Origin of the sequence: Tersicoccus solisilvae, assembly GCF_014643255.1 — a bacterium.
In the GTDB taxonomy this organism is placed as follows: Bacteria; Actinomycetota; Actinomycetes; order Actinomycetales; family Micrococcaceae; genus Tersicoccus; species Tersicoccus solisilvae.
In genome coordinates this window covers 1-20,711 of record NZ_BMJI01000016.1, presented here as the reverse complement: position 1 = coordinate 20,711, position 20,711 = coordinate 1, and the positions used below count along the sequence as shown (strand labels likewise).

Annotated in this window: 20 protein-coding genes; 3 read left to right on the top strand and 17 right to left on the bottom strand. The window is 73.9% G+C overall.

Annotated features, from left to right (window positions below; all coding sequences use genetic code 11):
- Positions 1 to 108: 108 nt before the first annotated feature.
- On the bottom strand, positions 109 to 1,149 hold the full coding sequence (gene infC, locus IEX22_RS11645; protein WP_229659982.1) for a translation initiation factor IF-3: 1,041 nt from the start codon (positions 1,147 to 1,149) through the stop codon (positions 109 to 111).
- 363 nt (positions 1,150 to 1,512) lie between these two features.
- Between infC and IEX22_RS11640 the strand changes: the two genes are divergently transcribed.
- The gene (locus IEX22_RS11640) at positions 1,513 to 1,959 is read left to right on the top strand and encodes a DUF1844 domain-containing protein (protein ID WP_188668584.1); all 447 of its coding nucleotides are present in this window, start codon (positions 1,513 to 1,515) and stop codon (positions 1,957 to 1,959) included.
- Between the two features lie 56 nt (positions 1,960 to 2,015).
- Here the strand turns inward: IEX22_RS11640 and IEX22_RS11635 are convergent, their stop codons facing one another.
- The 7 genes from IEX22_RS11635 to IEX22_RS11605 form a co-directional block, all read right to left on the bottom strand.
- Positions 2,016 to 3,335: an MFS transporter gene (locus IEX22_RS11635; protein ID WP_188668583.1), complete on the bottom strand. Its 1,320-nt coding sequence runs from the start codon at positions 3,333 to 3,335 to the stop codon at positions 2,016 to 2,018.
- A gap of 44 nt (positions 3,336 to 3,379) precedes the next feature.
- On the bottom strand, positions 3,380 to 4,285 hold the full coding sequence (locus tag IEX22_RS11630) for an SseB family protein (protein ID WP_188668582.1): 906 nt from the start codon (positions 4,283 to 4,285) through the stop codon (positions 3,380 to 3,382).
- The gene (gene priA, locus IEX22_RS11625; protein WP_188668581.1) at positions 4,282 to 5,052 is read right to left on the bottom strand and encodes a bifunctional 1-(5-phosphoribosyl)-5-((5-phosphoribosylamino)methylideneamino)imidazole-4-carboxamide isomerase/phosphoribosylanthranilate isomerase PriA; all 771 of its coding nucleotides are present in this window, start codon (positions 5,050 to 5,052) and stop codon (positions 4,282 to 4,284) included. Before priA ends, IEX22_RS11630 begins: the two co-directional genes overlap by 4 nt.
- A 73-nt stretch (positions 5,053 to 5,125) precedes the next feature.
- Positions 5,126 to 5,764 carry an imidazole glycerol phosphate synthase subunit HisH gene (gene hisH / locus IEX22_RS11620; protein ID WP_188668580.1) on the bottom strand — a complete coding sequence of 213 codons (639 nt, stop codon included), beginning with the start codon at positions 5,762 to 5,764 and terminating at the stop codon, positions 5,126 to 5,128.
- Positions 5,761 to 6,369, bottom strand: coding sequence for an imidazoleglycerol-phosphate dehydratase HisB (gene hisB, locus IEX22_RS11615; protein ID WP_188668579.1), 609 nt, complete (start codon positions 6,367 to 6,369; stop codon positions 5,761 to 5,763). Before hisB ends, hisH begins: the two co-directional genes overlap by 4 nt.
- A gap of 138 nt (positions 6,370 to 6,507) precedes the next feature.
- Positions 6,508 to 7,644 carry a histidinol-phosphate transaminase gene (locus tag IEX22_RS11610; RefSeq protein ID WP_188668578.1) on the bottom strand — a complete coding sequence of 379 codons (1,137 nt, stop codon included), beginning with the start codon at positions 7,642 to 7,644 and terminating at the stop codon, positions 6,508 to 6,510.
- A 67-nt stretch (positions 7,645 to 7,711) separates the two neighbouring features.
- Positions 7,712 to 8,206, bottom strand: coding sequence for a LysM peptidoglycan-binding domain-containing protein (locus IEX22_RS11605; RefSeq protein WP_188668577.1), 495 nt, complete (start codon positions 8,204 to 8,206; stop codon positions 7,712 to 7,714).
- 296 nt (positions 8,207 to 8,502) lie between these two features.
- Between IEX22_RS11605 and lexA the strand changes: the two genes are divergently transcribed.
- The gene (lexA, locus tag IEX22_RS11600; RefSeq protein ID WP_229659981.1) at positions 8,503 to 9,183 is read left to right on the top strand and encodes a transcriptional repressor LexA; all 681 of its coding nucleotides are present in this window, start codon (positions 8,503 to 8,505) and stop codon (positions 9,181 to 9,183) included.
- Here lexA and IEX22_RS11595 read toward each other — a convergent pair.
- Together IEX22_RS11595 and hflX are read right to left on the bottom strand one after the other, a co-directional pair.
- Positions 9,180 to 11,330 (bottom strand): ATP-dependent DNA helicase, encoded by a 2,151-nt coding sequence (locus tag IEX22_RS11595; protein WP_188668575.1) that lies wholly within the window; start codon positions 11,328 to 11,330, stop codon positions 9,180 to 9,182. The genes lexA and IEX22_RS11595 overlap by 4 nt on opposite strands.
- Entirely contained in the window at positions 11,327 to 12,943 is a 1,617-nt protein-coding gene (hflX, locus tag IEX22_RS11590) for a GTPase HflX (protein ID WP_188668574.1), read from the bottom strand. The genes IEX22_RS11595 and hflX overlap by 4 nt, the downstream gene beginning before the upstream one ends.
- A gap of 233 nt (positions 12,944 to 13,176) precedes the next feature.
- Between hflX and IEX22_RS11585 the strand changes: the two genes are divergently transcribed.
- Positions 13,177 to 13,782 (top strand): class I SAM-dependent methyltransferase, encoded by a 606-nt coding sequence (locus tag IEX22_RS11585; protein WP_188668573.1) that lies wholly within the window; start codon positions 13,177 to 13,179, stop codon positions 13,780 to 13,782.
- Positions 13,783 to 13,816: 34 nt separating this feature from the next.
- Here IEX22_RS11585 and dapF read toward each other — a convergent pair whose 3' ends face one another.
- The 7 genes from dapF to IEX22_RS11550 all read right to left on the bottom strand — a co-directional run bounded on the left by dapF (position 13,817) and on the right by IEX22_RS11550 (position 20,287).
- A complete protein-coding gene (gene dapF, locus IEX22_RS11580; protein ID WP_188668572.1) occupies positions 13,817 to 14,848 on the bottom strand; it encodes a diaminopimelate epimerase in 1,032 nt (343 codons plus the stop codon).
- Positions 14,849 to 14,999: 151 nt separating this feature from the next.
- Positions 15,000 to 15,908 (bottom strand): tRNA (adenosine(37)-N6)-dimethylallyltransferase MiaA, encoded by a 909-nt coding sequence (gene miaA / locus IEX22_RS11575; RefSeq protein ID WP_229659980.1) that lies wholly within the window; start codon positions 15,906 to 15,908, stop codon positions 15,000 to 15,002.
- 29 nt (positions 15,909 to 15,937) lie between these two features.
- A complete protein-coding gene (gene miaB, locus IEX22_RS11570; RefSeq protein WP_188668570.1) occupies positions 15,938 to 17,485 on the bottom strand; it encodes a tRNA (N6-isopentenyl adenosine(37)-C2)-methylthiotransferase MiaB in 1,548 nt (515 codons plus the stop codon).
- 32 nt (positions 17,486 to 17,517) lie between these two features.
- Positions 17,518 to 18,027, bottom strand: coding sequence for a regulatory protein RecX (locus tag IEX22_RS11565; RefSeq protein WP_188668569.1), 510 nt, complete (start codon positions 18,025 to 18,027; stop codon positions 17,518 to 17,520).
- 136 nt (positions 18,028 to 18,163) lie between these two features.
- Positions 18,164 to 19,225 carry a recombinase RecA gene (gene recA, locus IEX22_RS11560; RefSeq protein WP_188668568.1) on the bottom strand — a complete coding sequence of 354 codons (1,062 nt, stop codon included), beginning with the start codon at positions 19,223 to 19,225 and terminating at the stop codon, positions 18,164 to 18,166.
- Positions 19,226 to 19,506: 281 nt separating this feature from the next.
- Positions 19,507 to 19,728: a DUF3046 domain-containing protein gene (locus tag IEX22_RS11555; protein ID WP_188668567.1), complete on the bottom strand. Its 222-nt coding sequence runs from the start codon at positions 19,726 to 19,728 to the stop codon at positions 19,507 to 19,509.
- Positions 19,729 to 19,846: 118 nt separating this feature from the next.
- Positions 19,847 to 20,287 carry a helix-turn-helix domain-containing protein gene (locus IEX22_RS11550; protein WP_188668622.1) on the bottom strand — a complete coding sequence of 147 codons (441 nt, stop codon included), beginning with the start codon at positions 20,285 to 20,287 and terminating at the stop codon, positions 19,847 to 19,849.
- Between the last annotated feature and the right edge of the window lie 424 nt (positions 20,288 to 20,711).

Here is a 20,711-nt window from a genome sequence, read left to right as displayed (position 1 = left end):
TGCCGTCTCCGTTCTCTCGTGCAGCCGCGACGGGTCGCGGCGCGTTCCTCGGGGCCGGTCAGGACCCGTTCGTGCGTGGCCCGGCGGTGTCGCCGGGCGGGTTGGTGACTACTTCCGCCCGCCCGGCGTGGGGCCGGGCTTCGGGGCCGACGGCCGGGGAGCTCCCGGCTTCGGCGCCGCGGGCTTGGGCGACGCGGTGCCGGCCGAGGCGGCCGGTCGCGGCGTCGCCGTGGGCTTCGGCGCCGCAGCGGCCGGCTTGTGCGCGGCGGGCGTCGCCGGCTTCGGCGCTGCCTGCCGGGGCGCTGCCGCGGCGGGCCGGGGGCTCGACGCCGGACGGGGCGCCGTCGTCGCGGGCTTCCGCTCGGGGGCGGGCTCCTGCGGCTGGGCCGGCGTCGCGGTCTCGACCGGAGTCGACTCGGCAGCAGCGGCCTCGGGGGCCGCCGTCTCCACGGGCGCGGTCGCGGCGGGAGCCGACTCGGCAGCGGCCGTCTCGACCTGCGGGGTCTCGACCTGGCTCGCCGCGACCGTGTCACTCTCGGCGACCTGGCCCGCTCCGGCGGACCGGAGCGCATCGCCGATGCTCTGCGTCATCGGGGCCTGCTCGCTCGTGTCCACCCGCTCGTCCGGACGCCGCTTCGACTCGCGGCGTTCCTCGCGCTGCGCGGCGCGACGCTGGTCGGCCTTGTTCTTGAGCGGACCGATGACCATGACCATGTTGCGTCCGTCGATGCGGGGCGTGGACTCGACCGAGCCGACCTCGGCGACGTCCGTCGCGAGCCGGTCGAGCAGCCGGATGCCCATCTCGGGGCGCTGCTGCTCACGGCCACGGAACTGGATCATGGCCTTGACCTTGTCGCCCGCACCGAGGAAGCGCAGGGCGTGGCCCACCTTGGTCTCGTAGTCGTGCTTGTCGATCTTCAGCCGGAACCGGATCTCCTTGAGCACGGTGTTGGTCTGGTTCTTGCGCGCCTCGCGCGCCTTCACCGCCGCCTCGTACTTGTACTTGCCGAAATCCATCAGCTTCGCGACGGGCGGCTTGGCCTGCGGCGCGACCTCGACCAGATCGAGATCGGACTCTGCGGCCAGTCGGAGGGCGTCCTCGATGCGGACGATTCCCACCTGCTCACCGGCAGGCCCGACGAGCCGCACCTCGGGGACGCGGATACGATCATTGATTCGGGGATCGCTAATGTGGTGCTCCTGTGGTCGATGGGTGATTCACGCCGCGAGGACGTGAGGACCGCACACACACGAAAAGCCTCCGTCTGCGTGTGCACACGGAGGCTTCGTCGAACTGCGCCGGGACCACTGCGAAGCGACGACGAGACAACGCGAGAGGACGTCGATCGACGACGTCGCACCGCTGCTGTGCCCTGCCGATCCGCAGAACGTGGTGCCCGACCGGAACCCGGCGGCCGCACTCATGAAGACGGGCCGTCGCGGGTGGGAGAAGCCTCCGCTTGCAATCGGCCCGCGCGAAACGGGCCGGTGGTCTGTGTCAAGCTTACCATCATGACCTTTCCGGACCCGAATTCCTCCACGCCCGCCCCGCACGATCACGACGACCGGCACGTCTTCCCCGGCTCCGACGGCGCGGATGACGCCGCCGGCCCCGGCGAGTCCGACCACGTGCAGCAGCAGATGCGGGACATCGCGGAGGTGCCGGCCGTCGAGGTGATCACGACGGCGGCCGTGCACCTGATGAGCGCGGCCGCGGTCAAGTGCGGGCTCGCGGACGGCCCCGACGCGGCCGAGCTGACGGACCTGGACGAGGCGCGGAAGCTGATCACCGCCCTCGCCGGCTTCGTCACCGCAGCGGCGCCGGAGATCGGCAGCCAGCACGCCGGGCCGTTGCGGGACGGCCTGCGGTCGCTGCAGCTGGCCTTCCGCGAGGCCTCGGCCATCCCCGACAAGCCCGGTCAGGGACCGGGTGAGAAGTTCACCGGCCCGGTCAACTGAGACCGGTCACCTGACCCCGGTCGCCTGACCGGGGTGACGTCACTGCCCTCCGGCGATCAGGAGGGGCGCCGCGTGCGGGCCCGGGCGCTCACCAGCCCCAGCCCCAGCAGCGCGAGGACCAGCGCCACGCCGCCCGCGCCGACGAACCCGGCGCCGGGCCCGAAGACGTCGATCGCGATGCCGATCATCGGGGAGCCGAGCGCGCTACCGGCCGTCAGAGCCGAGCCGTACCAGCCCATCGCCTGGCCGCGCCGGGCCTCCCCCACCAGGTCGGCGACCCGCTCGCTGCAGGCCGTCAGCGTCGGCGCGCACAGCAGGCCCGGCGGGATCGCCAGCAGGCCGAGGGTCAGCGGGTCGCTGGCCAGCGCCATCGGGATGGTCAACAGGCTCATCCCGGCCAGCAGGAGCATCGGCGGGATCGGCCGGTCCAGCACGCCGTAGATCAGGCCGCCCACCACCGAGGCGAGGCACCAGAAGGCGAAGACCACGCCGAGGGAGTCCACCTGGTCGGTCTCCCGCAGCACGGCCACGAAGCTGACGTCGCTGCCCGAGAGCAGCAGCCCGACGGCGGCGGCGGCACCGAGGACGGCAACCACCGCCGGCGTCATCCAGCCCAGCCGCGCACGCCGGCCGACGACGCGCTGTGCCGAGGTGACCAGCGGCAGGGACGAGGTGATCGCGTCGGTGGCGGAGGCGACCTCGGCCGGGGCGATCGTCTGCACCGCCTCGGCGTCCTGCCGGCGGTTCCGCTCGCTCTCCGCCGCGTCGTGGCGTGCACCGAGCTGGCTGGACCGGGTGGGCGGGTTGAACCACATCAGCAGCACCCCGGCCAGCGCGGAGCAGACGCCGACGAGGACGAGCCCGATCTGGGTGTGCAGGGTGGTGGCCAGCACGACGCCGGTGGCCGGGCCCACGATGAAGACGAGCTCCGTGGCCATCGAGTCGACGGCGTAGGCGGTGCGCCGCTGCTCCTCGGCGACGAGCACGGCGAGGGACTGGCGGACGACGGAGAAGACGGGCAGGGCGAACAGGCCGCCGAGCACCGCGGCGGGGATCAGCAGCTCGTACGGCAGGAACGGGGCGATCGACCAGATCACGGCCTCGGCCACGACGGACGGCAGGAGCGCGCGGCGCAGCCCGACCGTGTCCACCCGGTGCCCGCGCCAGGGGGCGCCGACCGCCAGGCCGACGGTGATGGCGGTGGCGACGATGCCGGCGGCGGTGTAGCCACGGGCGAGGGCGTCGACCACGTGCAGGGTGAGCAGCACACCCGCGGCGGCGTGCGGGACGCGGGCGAGCATGCCCACGAGCACCAGGCGGCGGATCGGCGGCTGGGCCAGCAGCTCACCGTAGCGGGCGAACGTCGTCGTCCTCATCGCGGACTTCGTCCTGTCATCTCGGCCCGGCACGCGGCACGGGGTCAGGCGGGCGCGGCGACGATCCGCAGCTCGATCGAATCGACGCCGTCGGCGAACACGGGGTCGGCGGCCAGCCGCTCCTGGATCCGGCGCACGGTGGCGTCCAGGTCGCGCCGGTCGAGGCCGGCGCGCAGGGTCAGTTCGATGCACAGTTCGGGGCCGGGGCCACCCCCGGCGATCTCCGTGCCGTCGCGGGCGACGCTGGCCACACCGCGGCCCGCTGCACAGCCGACCCGGCGGACAGCGGCCTCGCTCACCGTAGCACCGCGCGCGGCGGCGGCGACGGCCGGATCGGTGTAGGACGGTGCCCACGGTCGCTGCTGGGCGAGCGACCACAGCGCGGGCCGGCGGACCACGAAGCTGAGGTCCGCCCCGGGGTCGAGGACCATCAGCTGGGCATCCTCCGCCGCCGCGGCGAGCGCGGCGCGCGGCGCCCAGGTCGGGATCGGCCGCGCGTCCGGATGCCAGGCGCGCAGGGCGTCCACGGAGGTGAACACGGGCAGGGCGGTGCGGCCGTCCGGCGCGGCGACCGTCACCAGCGACAGGTCCGCCTCCTTGTCGGAGACCGCTGCGTGCTCGCCGTCGGCCGACGCGTCGGTGGATGCGCCGTCCGGGCCGGAATCCGAGCCGACGTGGGCGTGGCCGGCGACGCTGGCAACCAGCGGGACGAAGATCCGGGCGTCCCGCAGGGCGTCGACGACGGCGTCCTCCCCCGCGCGTCCGGCTCGCAGGGCGTCCAGGGCCGCGGTCACGGCTGTGTCGGCCAGGCCGTCGTCGCCGGCATGCTCCGCCGTCGCCGGCACCGAACCGGCCAGGTCCCGGCCCGCCCACGGGATCCCGGCGGAGTCGGCCGGACCGCCGGCGGCGTCCAGCAGCGCCCGGATGTGCCCGGGGAGCTCGCGGCTCACGGGCGGCCGGCCACGTCCAGCGCCTCGGGCAGCGTGAACGCGCCCGCGTACAGCGCCTTGCCCACGATGGCCCCCTCGAGGCCCTGCGGGACGAGGGTGCGCAGTGCCCTCAGGTCCTCCAGGGAGGAGATGCCGCCGGAGGCGACGACGGGCTTGCCGGTCCGCTCGAGCACCTCGCCGAGCAGGTCGAGGTTGGGGCCGCGCATGGTGCCGTCCTTGGTCACGTCCGTGACGACGTAGCGGGCGCAGCCGGCGTCCTCGAGCCGGGCCAGCACCTCCCACAGGTCGCCGCCCTCGCGGGTCCAGCCGCGGGCGGCCAGGGTGGTGCCGCGCACGTCGAGGCCGACGGCGATCGCGTCGCCGTACTTCTCGATCGCGGCCGCGGTCCAGGCGGGGTTCTCCAGGGCGGCGGTGCCGAGGTTGACGCGGGTGGCGCCGAGCTCAAGGGCCTGGTCGAGGGAGGCGTCGTCGCGGATGCCGCCGGACAGCTCGATCTTGACCTCCAGGTTCTCGACCACGCGGGCGAGCAGGTCGCGGTTCGAGCCGCGGCCGAACGCGGCGTCGAGGTCTACCAGGTGCACCCACTCGGCGCCGGCGTCCTGCCACTGGCGGGCGGCGTCGACCGGGTCCCCGTAGGCGGTCTCGCTGCCGGCCTCGCCCTGGACCAGGCGCACGGCCTGCCCGTCGGCGACGTCGACGGCGGGCAGCAGCACCAGCCGGTCGACCGTGGCGGTCTCGGCGCCGGGGGCCTCGGGGGTGGGGGTCATGCGGATCCTCGTCTTCTCCGGCGGTGCCGGTGGTGGGGTGCGTTCGTCGTGTCGCCGGGGCCGGTGCCGTGGGCTAGAGCGTGCCGAGCCAGTTGCGCAGCAGCTGCGCGCCGGCGTCGGCGGACTTCTCGGGGTGGAACTGGGTGGCGGACAGCGGCCCGTTCTCGACGGCGGCGATGAACGGGGCGCCGTGGCGGCTCCAGGTCACGCGCGGGGCCGCCATCGCCGGGATGGAGACGTCGAAGGACCAGTCCTGCACGCCGTAGGAGTGGACGAAGTAGAACCGCTCGTCGGCCAGGCCCGCGAACAGCGTGCTGTCGGCGGGGGGTTCGACGGTGTTCCACCCCATGTGCGGGACGACGTCGGCCGCGAGCCGCTCGACGGTTCCCGGCCACTCCCCGAGGCCGGCGGTGGGAACGCCGTGCTCGACGCCGCGATCGAACATCACCTGCATGCCGACGCAGATGCCGAGCACGGGGCGATTGCCGGCGATCCGGCGACCGATCAGGCGGGGCCCGTCGACGGCGCGCAGCCCGGTCATGACCGCGTCGAAGGCACCGACGCCGGGCACGACCAGCCCGGCGGCCTCGGTCACGTCCTTCGGGTCGCGGCTGAGCGTGACGTCCGCGCCGACGCGTTCGAGCGCGCGCACGGCCGAGCGGATGTTCCCCGATCCGTAGTCCAGGACGGTGACGCGCCGGCGGGCGCTCACAGCGCGCCCTTGGTGGACGGGATGCCGCTCACCCGCGGGTCCGGTTCGACCGCCGCGCGCAGGGCACGGGCGAGGGCCTTGAACTGCGCCTCGACGATGTGGTGGGGGTCCCGGCCGCCGAGCACCGTCATGTGCAGGCAGATGTGGGCGTGCAGGGCGAGGGCCTCGAACACGTGCCGGGTCAGGGAGCCGGTGAAGTGGCCCCCGATCAAGTGGTACTCCTGGCCGGCGGGCTCGCCCGTGTGCACGAGGTAGGGGCGGCCGGAGATGTCGACGACGGCGTGGGCGAGGGCCTCGTCCAGCGGGACGGTGGCCTCGCCGAAGCGGCGGATGCCGGCCTTGTCGCCGAGCGCCTCGCGCAGCACTTCCCCGAGGGTGATCGCCACGTCCTCCACGGTGTGGTGGACGTCGATGTGGGTGTCACCGGTCGCCTGCACGGTCAGGTCGATCAGCGAGTGCTTGGCCAGGGCCGTCAGCATGTGGTCGTAGAACGGCACGGACGTGTCGATCCGGGCCTCACCGGTGCCGTCGAGGTTGACCTCGACCGTCACGGACGACTCGCTGGTCGTGCGTTCGCGGCGGGCGGTCCGGGATGGGGTGCTCATGGCAGTCCTTCGTGGTCACGCAGGAGGTGACGGGGTCGGAGGGGACGGGTCGAGTCTATCGAGCGGCGCGGGACGGCGCTGGGGGGCCGGTGGCGGCGGGCGCCCGCGGGCGGCGGGGCGGAGGGCCGGTGGCGGTGCTCAGGGGGCCGGGATGGCGACACCGGCGGCGGCCAGCTCGACCATCCGGTCGAGGAAGGCCGTGGTCTCCGCCTCGGTGCCGGCGCTGACCCGCAACCGTCCGCGCAGGCCGATGTCCCGGATGATCACGCCGGCGTCGAGCAGGCCGTGCCAGACCGCGGTCGGGTCGGCGAGCGGCCCGAAGAGGACGAAGTTGGCGTCCGACGGGGTCGGCGTCAGGCCCAGCCGGTCCAGTCCGGTGACGATCCGGTCCCGCTGCGCCTTGATGTCCTCGACCGTGGCCAGCAGGGCGTCGGCGTGAACGAGGGCGGCGAGGGCGACGGCCTGGGTGACGGCCGAGAGGTGGTACGGCAGACGGACCAGGCGCAGGGCATCGGTCACCTCGGGGGCGGCGGCCAGGTAGCCCAGCCGCGTCCCGGCCATGCCGAAGGCCTTGCTCATGGTGCGGGAGATGACCAGCCGCGGGCGGCCCGGCAGCAGCTCGAGGGCGCTCGCGGTGCCGGTGTGCGCGAACTCGGCGTACGCCTCGTCGACGACCACGATCGAGCGCGTCGCCTCGGTCGCCGCGTAGACCGCCTCGATCACGTCCAGACCCGTGGCGGTGCCCGTCGGGTTGTTGGGCGTGCAGACGATGACGACGTCCGGCGCCTGCTCGCGGACCTGCGCCGCGGCGTCGTCCGGCCGCAGCGTGAAGTCCGGCCCCCGGGTCCCGGCCACGTACCGGGTGTCCGTGCCGGCGGCCAACAGCGGGTACATGGAGTAGGTCGGCGGAAAACTCATCAGCGTGCGCCCGGGTCCGCCGAACGCCTGCAGGATCTGCTGCAGCACCTCGTTGGACCCGTTGGCCGCCCACAGGTGATCCGCGTCGAGCCCGTGCCCGAGGTACCGGGCGAGGGCCGCCCGGAGGGTGGTGAACTCCCGGTCCGGGTACCGGTTGAGGGTCTCGAGGGTGCCCTCGACGCCGGCCAGGATCGCCGCACGGACCTCGGCCGGGAGGGGATGGGTGTTCTCGTTGACGTTCAACTGCACCGGCACGTCGATCTGCGGCGCTCCGTACGGTGACGCGCCCCGCAGATTCTCCCGTAGCGGCAGCGCCGCGAGGCGCTCCAGTCGTCCCTCGGCGCTGTTCGGATTCACCGTTCCATTCTAGGAATCCGGCCCGCCGGGCCGCGAATCGGCACCCCGTTCGCGGCCCGCGAGCGGCTCAGGAGCCGAGCGGCACGTACAGCTTGCGGCCGGACTCGATGGCGTCCCCGCGCAGTCCGTTCAGTTCCACGATCTGGGCGACGACGTCGCGGGTGTCCCGGCCGTGCGCGTTCGCGGCGGCGAGCTCCCACAGGGACTCGCCCGGCCGGACGGTGACCTGGACGGCCGGGGTGGACGGCACGGCGCGGACCCCCTGCTCGGCGGCGGCCGGCGCGGTGGTGAAGACGCCGACCACCGTCAGCAGCAGCGCGGTGGCCAACAGGACGGGCAGGCCCACGAACACGAGCCGGCCTCGGCGGGTCAGGTGCAGCGGCGAGCGCCGCGGGCTGCCGACACGTGCGGCACGGGGTGCGGACGCCGCCGGGCGGACGGAGGCCGGACGCACGGGCGTGCCGGCCTGCCGCGAGGCAGGACGGGGATTGCGGACGGCCGTCCGGTGGGTGCGGCGGACGGGAAGGGTGAAGCTCGGTGCGTGCAGGACGTGGGTCGACATGCCAGCCTCCTCGGTCAGGGATCCGAGACGGTTCGCCGGTGAGCGGGGTCGGTCGCCCCTCCACACGCGGGTTCGAACACATCTTCGAATCCGTTCTGGTCCTTTTCTAGCACTGATCATCGAACGATGTCGAGACTCGCTAGAACATGTGTTTGAAAAGGGTCCCCGGCTCCCCTACCGTGAGGCGCAGGAGCCGGTTCGGTCTCCAGTGCACCAACCGCCACCGACAGAACTGCCAGAGCCGACTCCCGCCGTCACCGTGCGGCGCGAGATCGGAACGTGAGAGGACACAGCGCGTGCAGCGAAGCGCAGGGACCCGGGGCCTGACCGCCCGGCAGCAGACGATCCTCGAGACCATCCAGCGCTCCGTCACGGCCAAGGGCTATCCGCCGTCCATGCGGGAGATCGGCGACACGGTGGGACTGGCCAGCCTCTCCAGCGTCACCCACCAGCTGGGTCAGCTCGAGCGACTCGGCTACCTGCGGCGCGACCCGAAGCGGCCGCGAGCCATGGAGGTGCTGATCCCGCTCACCCTGGCCGAGGGGCCGGCGGCCGAGACCGACGACCCGGTCGTCCCCACGCCGCTCGTCCCCTCGGCGACCGACACGGCGATGGTGCCGCTGGTCGGCCGGATCGCCGCGGGCGGGCCGATCCTGGCCGATCAGCAGGTCGAGGACGTGATGCCGCTGCCGCGCCGGTTGGTGGGGCACGGCGAACTGTTCATGCTGCAGGTCTCGGGCGACTCGATGATCGACGCGGCGATCTGCGACGGGGACTGGGTGGTCGTGCGCCGCCAGAACGCGGCCGAGAACGGCGACATCGTCGCCGCCCTCCTCGACGACGAGGCGACCGTCAAGACCTTCCGGCAGCGCGACGGACACACCTGGCTGCTGCCGCAGAACACCCGGTACGAGCCGATCCTCGGTGACCACGCGACCGTGATGGGCAAGGTCGTCTCCGTGGTCCGCGCCCTCTAGCCCGCGGCCACCTCCGACGCACCACTCGTGGCGGCCGCGAGCCTGCCCAGCGCGGCGAGGGCGACGTCGCGGTCCGTGGTCGTCCAGAACGGCGGCAACGAGGCCCGCAGGAACCCGCCGTAGCCGGCGGTCGCGAGCCGCGAGTCCAGGACGGCGACGACGCCCCGGTCGCCGCGGCTGCGGATCAACCGACCCGCCCCCTGGGCGAGCCGCACGGCCGCGTGGGAGGCGGAGACCGCCATGAAACCGTTACCGCCGGCGCCGGCGACCGCACGCGTGCGGGCCGTCGACAGCGGGTCGTCGGGGCGCGGGAACGGGATCTTGTCGATCACGACGAGCCGGCACGCCGGCCCGGGCACGTCGACGCCCTGCCACAGCGACATGGTGCCGAACAGGCACGTGTCGGGGTCGGCGGCGAACTGCTCGATCAGCGCGGCGGTGCCGCCTTCACCCTGGCAGAGGATGGGTACGTCGAGCCTCTCCCGCAGTGCGTCGGCCGCCTGCTCGGCAGCCCGCCGCGCGGAGAAGAGGCCGAGCGCCCCACCGCCCGAGGCCCGGATCAGGGCCTCCAGTTCGTCGAGGGCGGCCGCGGAGATGCCCGGGCCGGGCCGCGGCAGATGCTTCGCCACGTACAGCACGCCCTGCCGGGGGTAGTCGAACGGGGAGCCGACGTCCACGCCGGTCCAGGACGGCGCACCCGCCCCCTGGAGCCCGAGCGCCCCGGCGACCGGTTCGAACGCGGATCCGATGGCCAGCGTGGCCGAGGTGAGCACCACCGTGCGATCCGCGAAGAGCCCCTCCCGGAGCCGGCCGGCCACGGACAGCGGGGCGATGGTCAGGGTGGCCGGATCGGTCGGGTCCGCCTCGGCGTAGCCGCTCTGCGGCGACCAGTGGCCGGGGCGCGACACCCAGACGGCGTCGGTGGCCGGTGCCGCGGCGAGCAACCGCTCGGCGACGTCGTGCACCTGCGTCAGCCGGGAACGCGCCAGCTGCCGACCCCCGTCGGCCGCCGCGCCCTGGCCGGGTTTCGAGTCCGAGAGCGCGGCCCGCGTGGCAGCGAGCACGCGGTTGACGGCGGTGGCGGCGTCCTCGTCCAGCCCGCGCGCCAGCAGCCCGGTCGGCGCGCCGGCCAGCGCGGCGTCGAGGCCGTCGGCGGCCTCGTGCAGCGCGGTGGTGTCGATCGCGGTGTGCCGACGGGCTGCGGTCGCGGCGGTGCGCACCATGGCGGAGGCGAGCTGGCCGGTGACGGCGCCGGTGACGCGGTCGGCCAGCTCGTGCGCCTCGTCGATGACCGCGATCTCGTAGTCGGGCAGGACGGCCAGGCCCTCGAACGCGTCGATGGCGAGCATGGCGTGATTGGTGACGACGAGGTCCGCCTCGGCGACGCGCTGACGAGCCCGTTCGCTGGAGCACTCGGCCGCCACCGGGCACTTCTGGGCGCCGATGCACTCCATGGCGCTGACCGAGACCTGTCGCCAGGCACGCTCGGAGACGCCGGGCCGCAGCTCGTCGCGGTCACCGGTCTCCGTCTCGGCCGCCCATTCCCGCAGCCGGGTGACCTCCCGGCCCAGGGCGCTGACCGGCCCGTCGGCCCGCTGCTGGTCCCGGACCGGCCCGCCGGGGTGCGGCGCCGCGGTGTCCGCGGCGAGGCTGAACAACGTGTCTGCCGGGTCCTCCTCGACGGGGAACCCGCCGTCGAGCTTGTGCCGGCACACGTAGTTGCCGCGCCCCTTGACGAGGGCGACGTCGATCGTGCGGTCCAGCTCGGGGGCGAGCGCCTCGAGCAGGCGGGGCAGGTCCCGGCCCACGATCTGGGCCTGCAGGGCGAGCGTCGCGGTGGCCACGAGCACGGGCCGTTCGGCCGCCAGGGCGTGCCGGATCAGCGGCACGAGGTAGGCCAGGGACTTGCCGGTGCCGGTGCCCGCCTGCACGAGCAGGTGCCGCCCGTCGGCGATGGCGGCCTCGACGTGGTCGAGCATGGCGCGCTGACCGTCGCGGTGTTCGCCGCCGAGACCGGCGACGGCCGCGTCGAGCAGCGCCGTCGCCGGGGCTGCCGGGGTCGCGGCGAGTCCGGTGTCCGCGCCGGTGCCCGCCCGCTGCGTGCCGGCCGCGCCCCTCCCGTTGCGCGGGGCGGGACCGGCGCTCATGAGGTCACGACGAAGGGGTCGAGCAGGGGCCGCAGCCCCGCCCGGACCCGGACCGTCAGGCGCGTGCCCTCGGGATCGTGGTGCAGCGTGACGATCTGCGCGTCGGGCCCGTGCAGCCGGGAGAGGACGTCGCCCCGGTCGTAGGGGACGAGCAGGTCCAGCGCCTGATCGGGCCGCGGGATGGCCGCGCTGATCCGCTCCTTGAGCTCGTCGACGCCCTTCCCGGTCCGGGCGGAGACGACGATGCTGGACGGCTCGCGACGGCGCAGCCGCTCGAGGGCCAGGGGGTCGGCGGCGTCCGCCTTGTTCAGGACGATGATCTCCGGGACGTCCCGGGCGTCCACGTCGGCGAGCACCTGGCGGACCGCCGCGATCTGCCCCTCCGGGTCCGGGTGCGAGGCGTCCACGACGTGCAGGATGAGATCCGCGTCGGCGACCTCCTCGAGCGTGGACCGGAACGCCTCGACGAGCTGGGTGGGCAGCGAGCGGACGAACCCGACGGTGTCGGCCAGCGTGTACCCGATGCCGTCGTCGGTCTGTGCCTTCCGCACCGTCGGATCCAGGGTGGCGAACAGGGCGTTCTCCACCAGCACCCCGGCGTCGGTGAGCCGGTTGAGCAGCGAGGACTTGCCGGCGTTGGTGTAGCCGGCGATGGCGACGGACGGCACCTCGTTCCGGCGCCGGTTGCCGCGCTTGGTGACGCGGGCGGGCTCCATCGCGGCGATCTGCCGGCGCAGCTTGGCCATCCGGGTGCGGATGCGGCGACGGTCCAGCTCGATCTTCGTCTCACCGGGTCCACGGGAGCCGATGCCGCCGCCGGCGACGCCGACGCGGCCACCGGCCTGACGGGACATCGACTCGCCCCAGCCGCGCAGGCGCGGCAGCAGGTACTCGAGCTGGGCGAGTTCGACCTGCGCCTTGCCCTCCCGGGACTTGGCGTGCTGGGCGAAGATGTCGAGGATCAGCGCGGTGCGGTCGATGACCTTGACCTTGACGATGTCCTCCAGTCCGCGGCGCTGCGACGGGGAGAGCTCGGAGTCGACGACGACGGTGTCGGCGCCGGTCGCCGCGACGATGCTCCGCAGTTCCTCGGCCTTGCCGGAGCCGAGGAACGTGCCGGGGTCCGGGGTGAGGCGGCGCTGGACGATGCCGTCGAGCACCTCGGAGCCGGCGGTCTCGGCCAGGGCGGCGAGTTCGCGCAGCGAGTTCTCGGCGTCGGCGGCGGTGCCGTCTGTCCACAGACCGGCCAGCACGACCCGCTCCAGGCGCAGCTGCCGGTACTCGACCTCGGTGACGTCCTCGAGTTCGGTGGAGAGGCCGGCGACGCGGCGCAGGGCCCGCCGGTCCGCGCGGTCGTCCTGGTCGCCGTCGTAGTCGGTGCGGCTCTCCTCGCCCTCGGCCAGGGCCAGCGCGCGCCGATCGAGGATGCGAGCGGCGACGTCCACGCCGGTGCGCGGCGTGCCGTCCTCGGCGGCCCGCGTGGTCCGGACGCGGTCACCGGCGTCGGTGACGGCGTCCTCCCGGGCGAGGATGCGGTCGATGACGCCCTGCATGTCCTCCGGGCCGAGTTCGCGGGCCGGGGAGGAGGGACGGGGCTGTCGTGGGTGGGTCATGGTCTCCTTGGTGCTGCGGGGTCCGCGCACGTCGCGGTCCGCGCGTCGTGCGCTTCCCGGGTGCGTCGGGGTGTCTCCATGGTAGTCGCCGCCCCCGTCGGAGCGGCTGGATCGTCCACCATGGTCAACATCGTCGGCGCGTCGTCTCTTCCCCGACGGCCGGCGCGGGCGGCTGGTCCCGACGCCGGTGCGCGGGTCCCGTCGGTCGGGCGGGGGTGGCTAGGCTGGGACGGATGTCCGAGCACTACTTCTCCGCGCAGCCCTCCGGCCCGCTGACGGTGCGGCCGCTGACGGTCACGCTGGCCGATCGCACCGTCACGGTCAGCACCGCCGGCGGGGTTTTCAGCCCCGACGCCGTCGACAAGGGCACCGCCGTCCTGCTCCGGAACGCGCCCGAGCCACCGGCCACGGGGCGGTTCCTCGATCTGGGCTGCGGCTGGGGTCCGGTCGCGCTGACGCTCGCGCTGCGCTCGCCCGAGGCCGAGGTGGTCGCCGTCGACGTGAACCAGCGGGCCCTCGAGCTGGTGCGGCGCAACGCCGCCGCGCTGGGGCTGGCCGGGCTCCGGGCGGCCGAGCCGGGCGACGTCGACCCGGCCCAGGGGTTCGACCTGATCTGGTCCAATCCCCCGATCCGGGTCGGCAAGGAGGTGCTGCACGGTCTGCTGACCACGTGGCTGCCGCGGCTGAATCCCGGTGGCACCGCGCTGCTCGTGGTGCAGAAGAACCTCGGGGCGGACTCGCTGCAGCGGTGGCTGGCCGGCACCCTCGGGGAGGGTTTCACCGTCGACCGGGCCACCACCGACAAGGGCTTCCGGATCCTGCGGGTCGTACGGACCTGACCGGTACCCGGTCCTTCCGCCGTCGGGCCGGTGGTCAGGACGCCGGCGGCGCCGGGAGCAGGGTGACGTTGCCGACGAGTGCCGCGGGACCGCTCAGCTCGACGTGCTCGGCACCGTCCGGGCCGGCCACGAAGGCCACGCCGACGACGCCGCCGGGCACGGTCACGGTGTAGCGGTCGGGCGCTCCGGCGCCGGCCCAGAAGCGGACGGCGGCGGCCGCGGCGCAGGCACCGGTGCCGCAGGACTGGGTCTCCCCCACGCCGCGCTCGTGCACGCGCATGGTGACGGAGGCGACGCCGTCGGGCCCGACCAGCGGGTCGGCCGGGACGACGAACTCGACGTTGGTGCCCTCGGGCGGCAACGGGGTCACGGTCGGCGCGCGGACCAGGGCCAGCTCCTCGAGCTCGGCGACGGAGGCCAGGGCGACCACGGTGTGGGGATTGCCCATGCTGATCGAGACGGCGGGCCGGTCCACGTCGACGCCGTCGGTGCGGACCAGGGCGTCCGTGCCGCGGGTGACCGCCGTGTCCGCGTCGATGAGGGTCCACGGGCCCATGTCGACGGAGAACCCGCCGTCCACGACCCGCACGTACTTGACGCCGCCGCGGGTGCCGACCGGCAGCACCTCGCCGGGGGCCACCGTGGCCAGGCCCTCGCGGACGAGGAAGGCCGCGAAGACGCGCACGCCGTTGCCGCACATCTCCGACAGCGACCCATCGGCGTTGCGGTAGTCCATGAACCACCGGACGCGGGGCTCGACCGCCAGCAGCGCACGGCCCTCGGGCAGGGCCGCCGAGGGAACCGCGCGGATGAAACCGTCCGCCCCGATTCCCCGGTGCCGGTCGCACAGCGCGGCCGCGGTCGCCGCGTCGACCGGTCGCTCGTCGTCGGAGTCGGCCAACAGGACGAAGTCGTTGCCCGTGCCGTGCCCCTTGGACAGCGTGACGCCGGTCCAGCGCTCGGCGGCGCGGGCCAACGCGTCGTCGTGCACGCCGTTCTGGGACGGGGCGGCTCCCGTCGCGCCGGAGTCGGCGGGCAGGGCGGAAGCCGGGGTGGCGGAGGGCATGGATCCAGCCTAACGCCCACCGTCTTCCGCCAGCTCGTCAATAGATGTTCACCGGAGCCCGGATCGTGGCCGGATGGAGCATCTATTGACGAGCTGGCGGGGGTGGGCTGGCGGGGGTGGGCTGGCGGGGGTGGGGTGGGGACGGGTGGGCTCAGGCGAGGTGGGCGAGCGCGGCGTCGAGGAGCGCGGGGCCGGCGAGGCGGTCGACGTCGAGCCAGTGGATCCGCGGATCGGCACCGAACCAGGTGCGCTGGCGCTTGGCGAACCGCTGGGTGGCGGTGACGGTGTCGGCGATCGCGTCCGCCTCGCTCATGGCCCCGTCGGCGACGGCCAGGAACTGGGCATAGCCGATGGCGCGGGAGGCGGTCCGACCGCGGCGCAGCCCGGCGGCGTCGAGCCGGGCGACCTCGGCGGCCAGGCCCGCCTCGACCATGGCGTGCACCCGCGCGGCGAGCCGGTCCCGCAGCGCCGGGGTGGGCAACCGCAGGCCCAGCTGGACGGTGGGGCGCACGTACCGCCGGTCGGGCATGAAGGAGCTGAAGGGCCGGCCGGTGAGCTCGTGCACCTCCAGCGCCCGGATCAGGCGGCGCGCGTCGTGCACGCGTCCCGCGGCGACCGGGTCGACGGCGGTGAGCCGGGCGCGCAGGGGCCCGAGGCCTGCTGTCTCCGCCTCCGCCTCGAGCCGGGCCCGGACCACCGGGTCGGTGCCGGGCAGGTCCAGGTGATCCAGGGCCGCCCGCACGTACAGCCCGGAGCCGCCGACGAGGACGGGCCGGCGGCCGCGGCCGATGACCGCGTCGATGGCGTCCCTGGCCTGGCGCTGATACGTCGCCACGGACGCCTCCTCGGTCACGTCGAGGACGTCGAGCAGGTGGTGCGGCACGTCGCGCCGCTCGGCGACCGGCAGTTTCGCGGTGCCGATGTCCATGCCGCGGTAGACCTGCAGGGCGTCCGCGTTGACGACCTCCCCGCCGAGGGCCAGCGCGAGGTCGACGGCGAGGTCGGACTTGCCGGTCCCGGTGGGCCCGACGACGGCGATCACCGGCTCGGCGGGGGGCACGGGTCGATCCGTCCGGGTCACCGACCCGCTCAGACCCGCACGGGCAGCCCGGGCATGCCGAGCGCGACGGCGCCGGAGCGGGCCGCGCTGCCCGCCCCGGGGGTCCCGGCCGGCACCCCGCAGGACTCCGCCTGGGCGCGGTCCCACGCGTCGCCGGCGCGGGTACGGCGCAGGTCGTACCGGCCCGCCGCGGGATCGGCGATCAGGTGGTAGGGCGCCGCCGCGGTGATCGGGACCGTGACCATGTCGCCCGGCCGCGGGCCCCGGGCGCCGGCGGGCACGGCGACGTGCACGAGCCGGTTGTCGCGGGCGCGACCGGAGACGCGGCCGGTGGCGTCGGCCTTCGCCCCGGTCGCCGCGGTGATCATCACCTCGGCGGTGCTGCCGACCAGGGCCCGGTTCTCCTCGCCGCTGATGCGCTCCTGCAGGGCGGTCAGCCGCTCGTACCGTTCCTGCACGACGGCCTTGGGCACCTGGTGCGGCATCGTCGCCGCGGGTGTCCCGGGCCGGATCGAGTACTGGAACGTGAACGCGGAAGCGAACCGGGAGGCCTCGACGACGTCGAGCGTGGCCTGGAAGTCCTCCTCGGTCTCGCCCGGGAAGCCGACGATGATGTCCGTGGTGATGGCCGCGTGCGGAAGCCGGTCGCGGACCTTGTCGAGGATGCCGAGGAACCGGGTGGAGCGGTAGGAGCGGCGCATGGCCCTGAGCACGGTGTCGCTGCCGGACTGCAGCGGCATGTGCAGTTGCGGCATCACGGTGGCCGTCTCGGCCATGGCGTCGATCACGTCGTCGGTGAAGGCCGCCGGGTGGGGACTGGTGAAGCGGATCCGCTCGAGCCCGTCGACGGTGCCGCAGGCCCGGAGCAGGTCGGCGAAGGCGCCGCGTTCGCCGAACTCGACGCCGTAGGAATTGACGTTCTGGCCGAGCAGGGTGACCTCGACGGCGCCGTCGACGACGAGGGCACGCACCTCGGCGAGGATGTCGCCGGGCCGGCGGTCGCGCTCCTTGCCGCGCAGGGACGGCACGATGCAGAAGGTGCAGGTGTTGTTGCACCCGACCGAGATGGACACCCAGCCGGAGTGCACCGACTCGCGCCGGGTCGGCAGGGTCGACGGGAACACGTCGAGCGACTCGAGGATCTCCAGCTCGGCCTGCCGGTTGTGCCGTGCTCGGTCCAGCAGCGTCGGCAGGGAGCCGATGTTGTGGGTGCCGAACACGACGTCAACCACGGGGGATTTCGCGAGGATGGTGTCCCGATCCTTCTGCGCGAGGCAGCCGCCGACGGCGACCTGCATCCGCGGGTTCGCTCGCTTCGCGCCGACGAGCTGGCCGAGATGACCGTAGAGCTTGTTGTCCGCGTTCTCCCGCACCGCGCAGGTGTTGAAGACGACGACATCCGCCTCGCCCTCGCCCGCGCTCTCCGGGACGGGCACGTACCCGGCGGCGTCCAGCAGGCCGCTGATCCGTTCGGAGTCGTGGACGTTCATCTGGCACCCGAACGTGCGGACCTGGTAGGTGCGCGGTGCCTCGGCGTCGAGGCTGACGGGCAGGGCGGTGGACACGGTCGAACTCACCGCACCAGCGTACCGGGCACCCGGGCGCGGGCTCAGACGCCCAGTTCCGCGGCGTCCGGGTCCGCCCCGTCCCCGTCGTCGCCGAGCACCTCGGTGACGGCGCGGAACGCCGTGCCCGGGGGGTAACCCTTGCGGGCGAGCATGCCGACGAGCCGGCGCACGAGGCGCTGCCGGTCGCCGTCCGGGGCGGCCAGGTCCCGCCGGTCCGCGGCGGTGACCTTGCGCCGCAGGAGCGCGAGCGCGCCCGCGTACTCCTGGTCGTCGGTGACGTCCGCGAGGGCGTCCTCGACCGTGTCGCGGTCCACGCCCTTGAGGGAGAGCTCACGCCGCAGCGCGGACCGGCCCAAATGGCGGTACTCGACCCGGCTGCGCACCCACGTCCGGGCGAACTCGGCGTCGTCGACCAGGCCCAGGTCCTCGTAGCGGTCCAGGACGGCGGCCGCGGCCTCCGCCGGCACGTCGCGGTCGGCGAGCTTCTTTTCCAGTTGCGCCCGGCTCTTGGCCGACCCGGTCAGCTGCCGCAGCACGATGCTGCGGGCCACCTCCTGCGGGTCGGCCTCGGGGTCGGGGGCGTCCGACCGGGAACTCCGGTCCGCGCCCGTTCGTCCGGCCGGGCGACCAGCCGTGCCCGTGCCGGACGTGCCGCTGCCCTGCCGACGGCGGCCCGCGCCGCGTCGATCAGAAGCCGTCGTCGTCTCCGACCGCCTTCAGCTGCGGGCCGTCCTGCTCGTCCTCGGCGGGCCGGACCCCGATGCCGAGCTTCTCCCGGATCCGCCGCTCCAGCTCGTCGGCCAGCTCGGGGTTGTCCTTGAGGAACTGCCGGGCGTTCTCCTTGCCCTGCCCGAGCTGGTCCCCGTCGTACGTGAACCAGGCGCCGGACTTCTTCACCAGCGCGTGTTCGACGCCCATGTCGATCAGGCCACCCTCGCGGGAGATGCCGTGGCCGTAGAGGATGTCGAACTCGGCCTGCTTGAACGGCGGGGCCATCTTGTTCTTGACGATCTTGGCGCGCGTCCGGTTGCCGACCGGGTTGGCCCCGTCCTTCAGCGTCTCGATGCGACGCACGTCGATCCGGACGGACGCGTAGAACTTCAGCGCCTTGCCACCGGTGGTGGTCTCCGGGCTGCCGAAGAAGACGCCGATCTTCTCGCGGAGCTGGTTGATGAAGATGGCCGTGGTCTTGGTCTGGTTCAGGCGGCCGGTGATCTTCCGCAGCGCCTGGCTCATCAGCCGTGCCTGCAGGCCGACGTGGCTGTCGCCCATCTCGCCCTCGATCTCGGCGCGGGGCACGAGTGCGGCGACGGAGTCGATGACGATGATGTCCAGCGACCCGGACCCGACGAGCATGTCCATGATCTCGAGCGCCTGCTCACCGGTGTCCGGCTGGGACACGAGCAACGCGTCGGTGTCGACGCCGAGCTTCTGGGCGTAGTCCGGGTCGAGGGCGTGCTCGGCGTCGATGAAGGCCGCGATGCCGCCGTTGCGCTGGGCATTGGCGACGGCGTGCAGGGCGACCGTCGTCTTGCCGGAGGACTCCGGCCCGTAGATCTCCACGACGCGCCCGCGGGGCAGCCCGCCGATGCCCAGCGCCACGTCCATCGCGATGGAGCTGGTCGAGATGGTCTCGATGGGGGCGCGGGTCTCGTCGCCCAGGCGCATCACCGAGCCCTTGCCGAACTGCTTGTCGATCTGGGCGAGGGCGGTCTCGAGTGCTTTCTGGCGGTCGGCTGGTGCCGGCATGTTCCACCTCTTCGGTCGTGGCCGCGGTGGCCGGACGGACGGATGCGGACCCGGGGCGGATCCGATGTCTTCAACGCTAGGGGCCGGCACCGACAAAAGCCCGGGAGCCGTTCCGCCTGTGGACAACGCGGGCTCGCCACCCGTTCGGGGACCGAACCGGGTGCACCACGACGCCGTCGTACGTTCTGCCTCGAGCCTACTGCGATCCGAACAGATATTCGAAGGACCGCCACGGCGTGTTGCCGCGGGGTTGCCGCCGTCCGCGGCCGGTGCCGCCGGGCTCAGCGCCGCGGCGGGATGTCCCGGCCGAGCCGGCGCGACTCGGGCACGTCCTGGGCGTCGCACACGGCCAGCCACACCTCGCGCGGGTCGGCGCCGCCGTCGAGGGCGTCCACGACGCTGCGGCCACCCAGGCGCGTGAGCACCAGGTCGCGCGCCAGCACGCGGGCGTAGGCGACGCCGAACTCGTCCTCCATCAGGCGCCAGAACTGACTGCTGCGCACGAAGCCTCCTGTCGGGACGGGCACACGCCCGGCGTGACGATGGGGCCCGCCGGACCGGCCGGCGAGCCCCATCGGGGTGGATCGGGGCCGGCTCACGCCGCCACCGAGAATGGCGTCCTCAGACGCGCCCGGAGTACATCGGGCGGGTGAACTGCTCGGGCACCTCGTCCGGGATCTCCGCGACGAACTCGCGGGACAGGTCGCTCGGCACCGTGTCCGGGATGGTCACGCCGTCGGCGAGGGCCAACCGGTCGCTCACCTCGCGCAGCAGCAGGGAGAGCGGCACGTCGAGGGCGGAGCAGATGGACGAGAGCAGTTCCGAGGAGGCTTCCTTCTGGCCCCGCTCCACCTCGCTGAGGTATCCGAGGGACACGCGGGCGTCGTGGCTGACCTCCCGGAGCGTCCTGCCCTGGCGTTGACGGACATCACGCAGCACATCACCGATCTCGTGGCGCAAGAGAACCATCGTGCGCTCCTTCTGGTCGTGTTTCGTCGCTTCGGCCAGACCCACTTCGCGCCAACGGACGACGCCGTTCACGGTAACGGGTTCCTTCACCATCTGTGTCGTCAACTCCTGTTCGGGGTGGACCCCGCGCTGCTGCGGCCTCACGGTGGTCCCATGCTACCGGCGCCGTCGGCGTCGGTTCACTGGTGACAACCGTCTGACGTCATGTTTTGTTCCGCCCCCCGCGGGGATCGACGGAGCCGACGCGCCACGCACCGGGTGTCTCCAGGTGCTGTCCAGCCTAGGTGCCGGGGCTGAGGGTGGACTGACGCGCAGCTGGGGGCCGACTGAGCGCGGCTGCCGCACCGGTCCCGCGCGACGGGCGGCCGGCGCCGGCCCGTGGTCGATCAGGGCGTCAGCCGGTCTCGACGGCGTCGAGCAGGGCCGCCAGCGCGGCGTCGCGAGCGGCGGCGCGGATGCCGTCCCGGTCGCCGGCGAACCGGAAGAGCGTCGCGCGGGCGCCGGCGGCGGTGGCGAC

Excerpts from the sequence above, each read along its gene's own strand:
- IEX22_RS11640 (WP_188668584.1), top strand. The coding sequence starts at position 1,513 with ATGACCTTTCCGGACCCGAATTCCTCCACGCCCGCCCCGCACGATCAC.
- IEX22_RS11635 (WP_188668583.1), bottom strand. The coding sequence starts at position 3,335 with ATGAGGACGACGACGTTCGCCCGCTACGGTGAGCTGCTGGCCCAGCCG.
- priA (WP_188668581.1), bottom strand. The coding sequence starts at position 5,052 with ATGACCCCCACCCCCGAGGCCCCCGGCGCCGAGACCGCCACGGTCGAC.
- hisB (WP_188668579.1), bottom strand. The coding sequence starts at position 6,369 with ATGAGCACCCCATCCCGGACCGCCCGCCGCGAACGCACGACCAGCGAG.
- IEX22_RS11605 (WP_188668577.1), bottom strand. The coding sequence starts at position 8,206 with ATGTCGACCCACGTCCTGCACGCACCGAGCTTCACCCTTCCCGTCCGC.
- IEX22_RS11595 (WP_188668575.1), bottom strand. The coding sequence starts at position 11,330 with ATGAGCGCCGGTCCCGCCCCGCGCAACGGGAGGGGCGCGGCCGGCACG.
- hflX (WP_188668574.1), bottom strand. The coding sequence starts at position 12,943 with ATGACCCACCCACGACAGCCCCGTCCCTCCTCCCCGGCCCGCGAACTC.
- IEX22_RS11585 (WP_188668573.1), top strand. The coding sequence starts at position 13,177 with ATGTCCGAGCACTACTTCTCCGCGCAGCCCTCCGGCCCGCTGACGGTG.
- dapF (WP_188668572.1), bottom strand. The coding sequence starts at position 14,848 with ATGCCCTCCGCCACCCCGGCTTCCGCCCTGCCCGCCGACTCCGGCGCG.
- recA (WP_188668568.1), bottom strand. The coding sequence starts at position 19,225 with ATGCCGGCACCAGCCGACCGCCAGAAAGCACTCGAGACCGCCCTCGCC.
- IEX22_RS11550 (WP_188668622.1), bottom strand. The coding sequence starts at position 20,287 with ATGGTGAAGGAACCCGTTACCGTGAACGGCGTCGTCCGTTGGCGCGAA.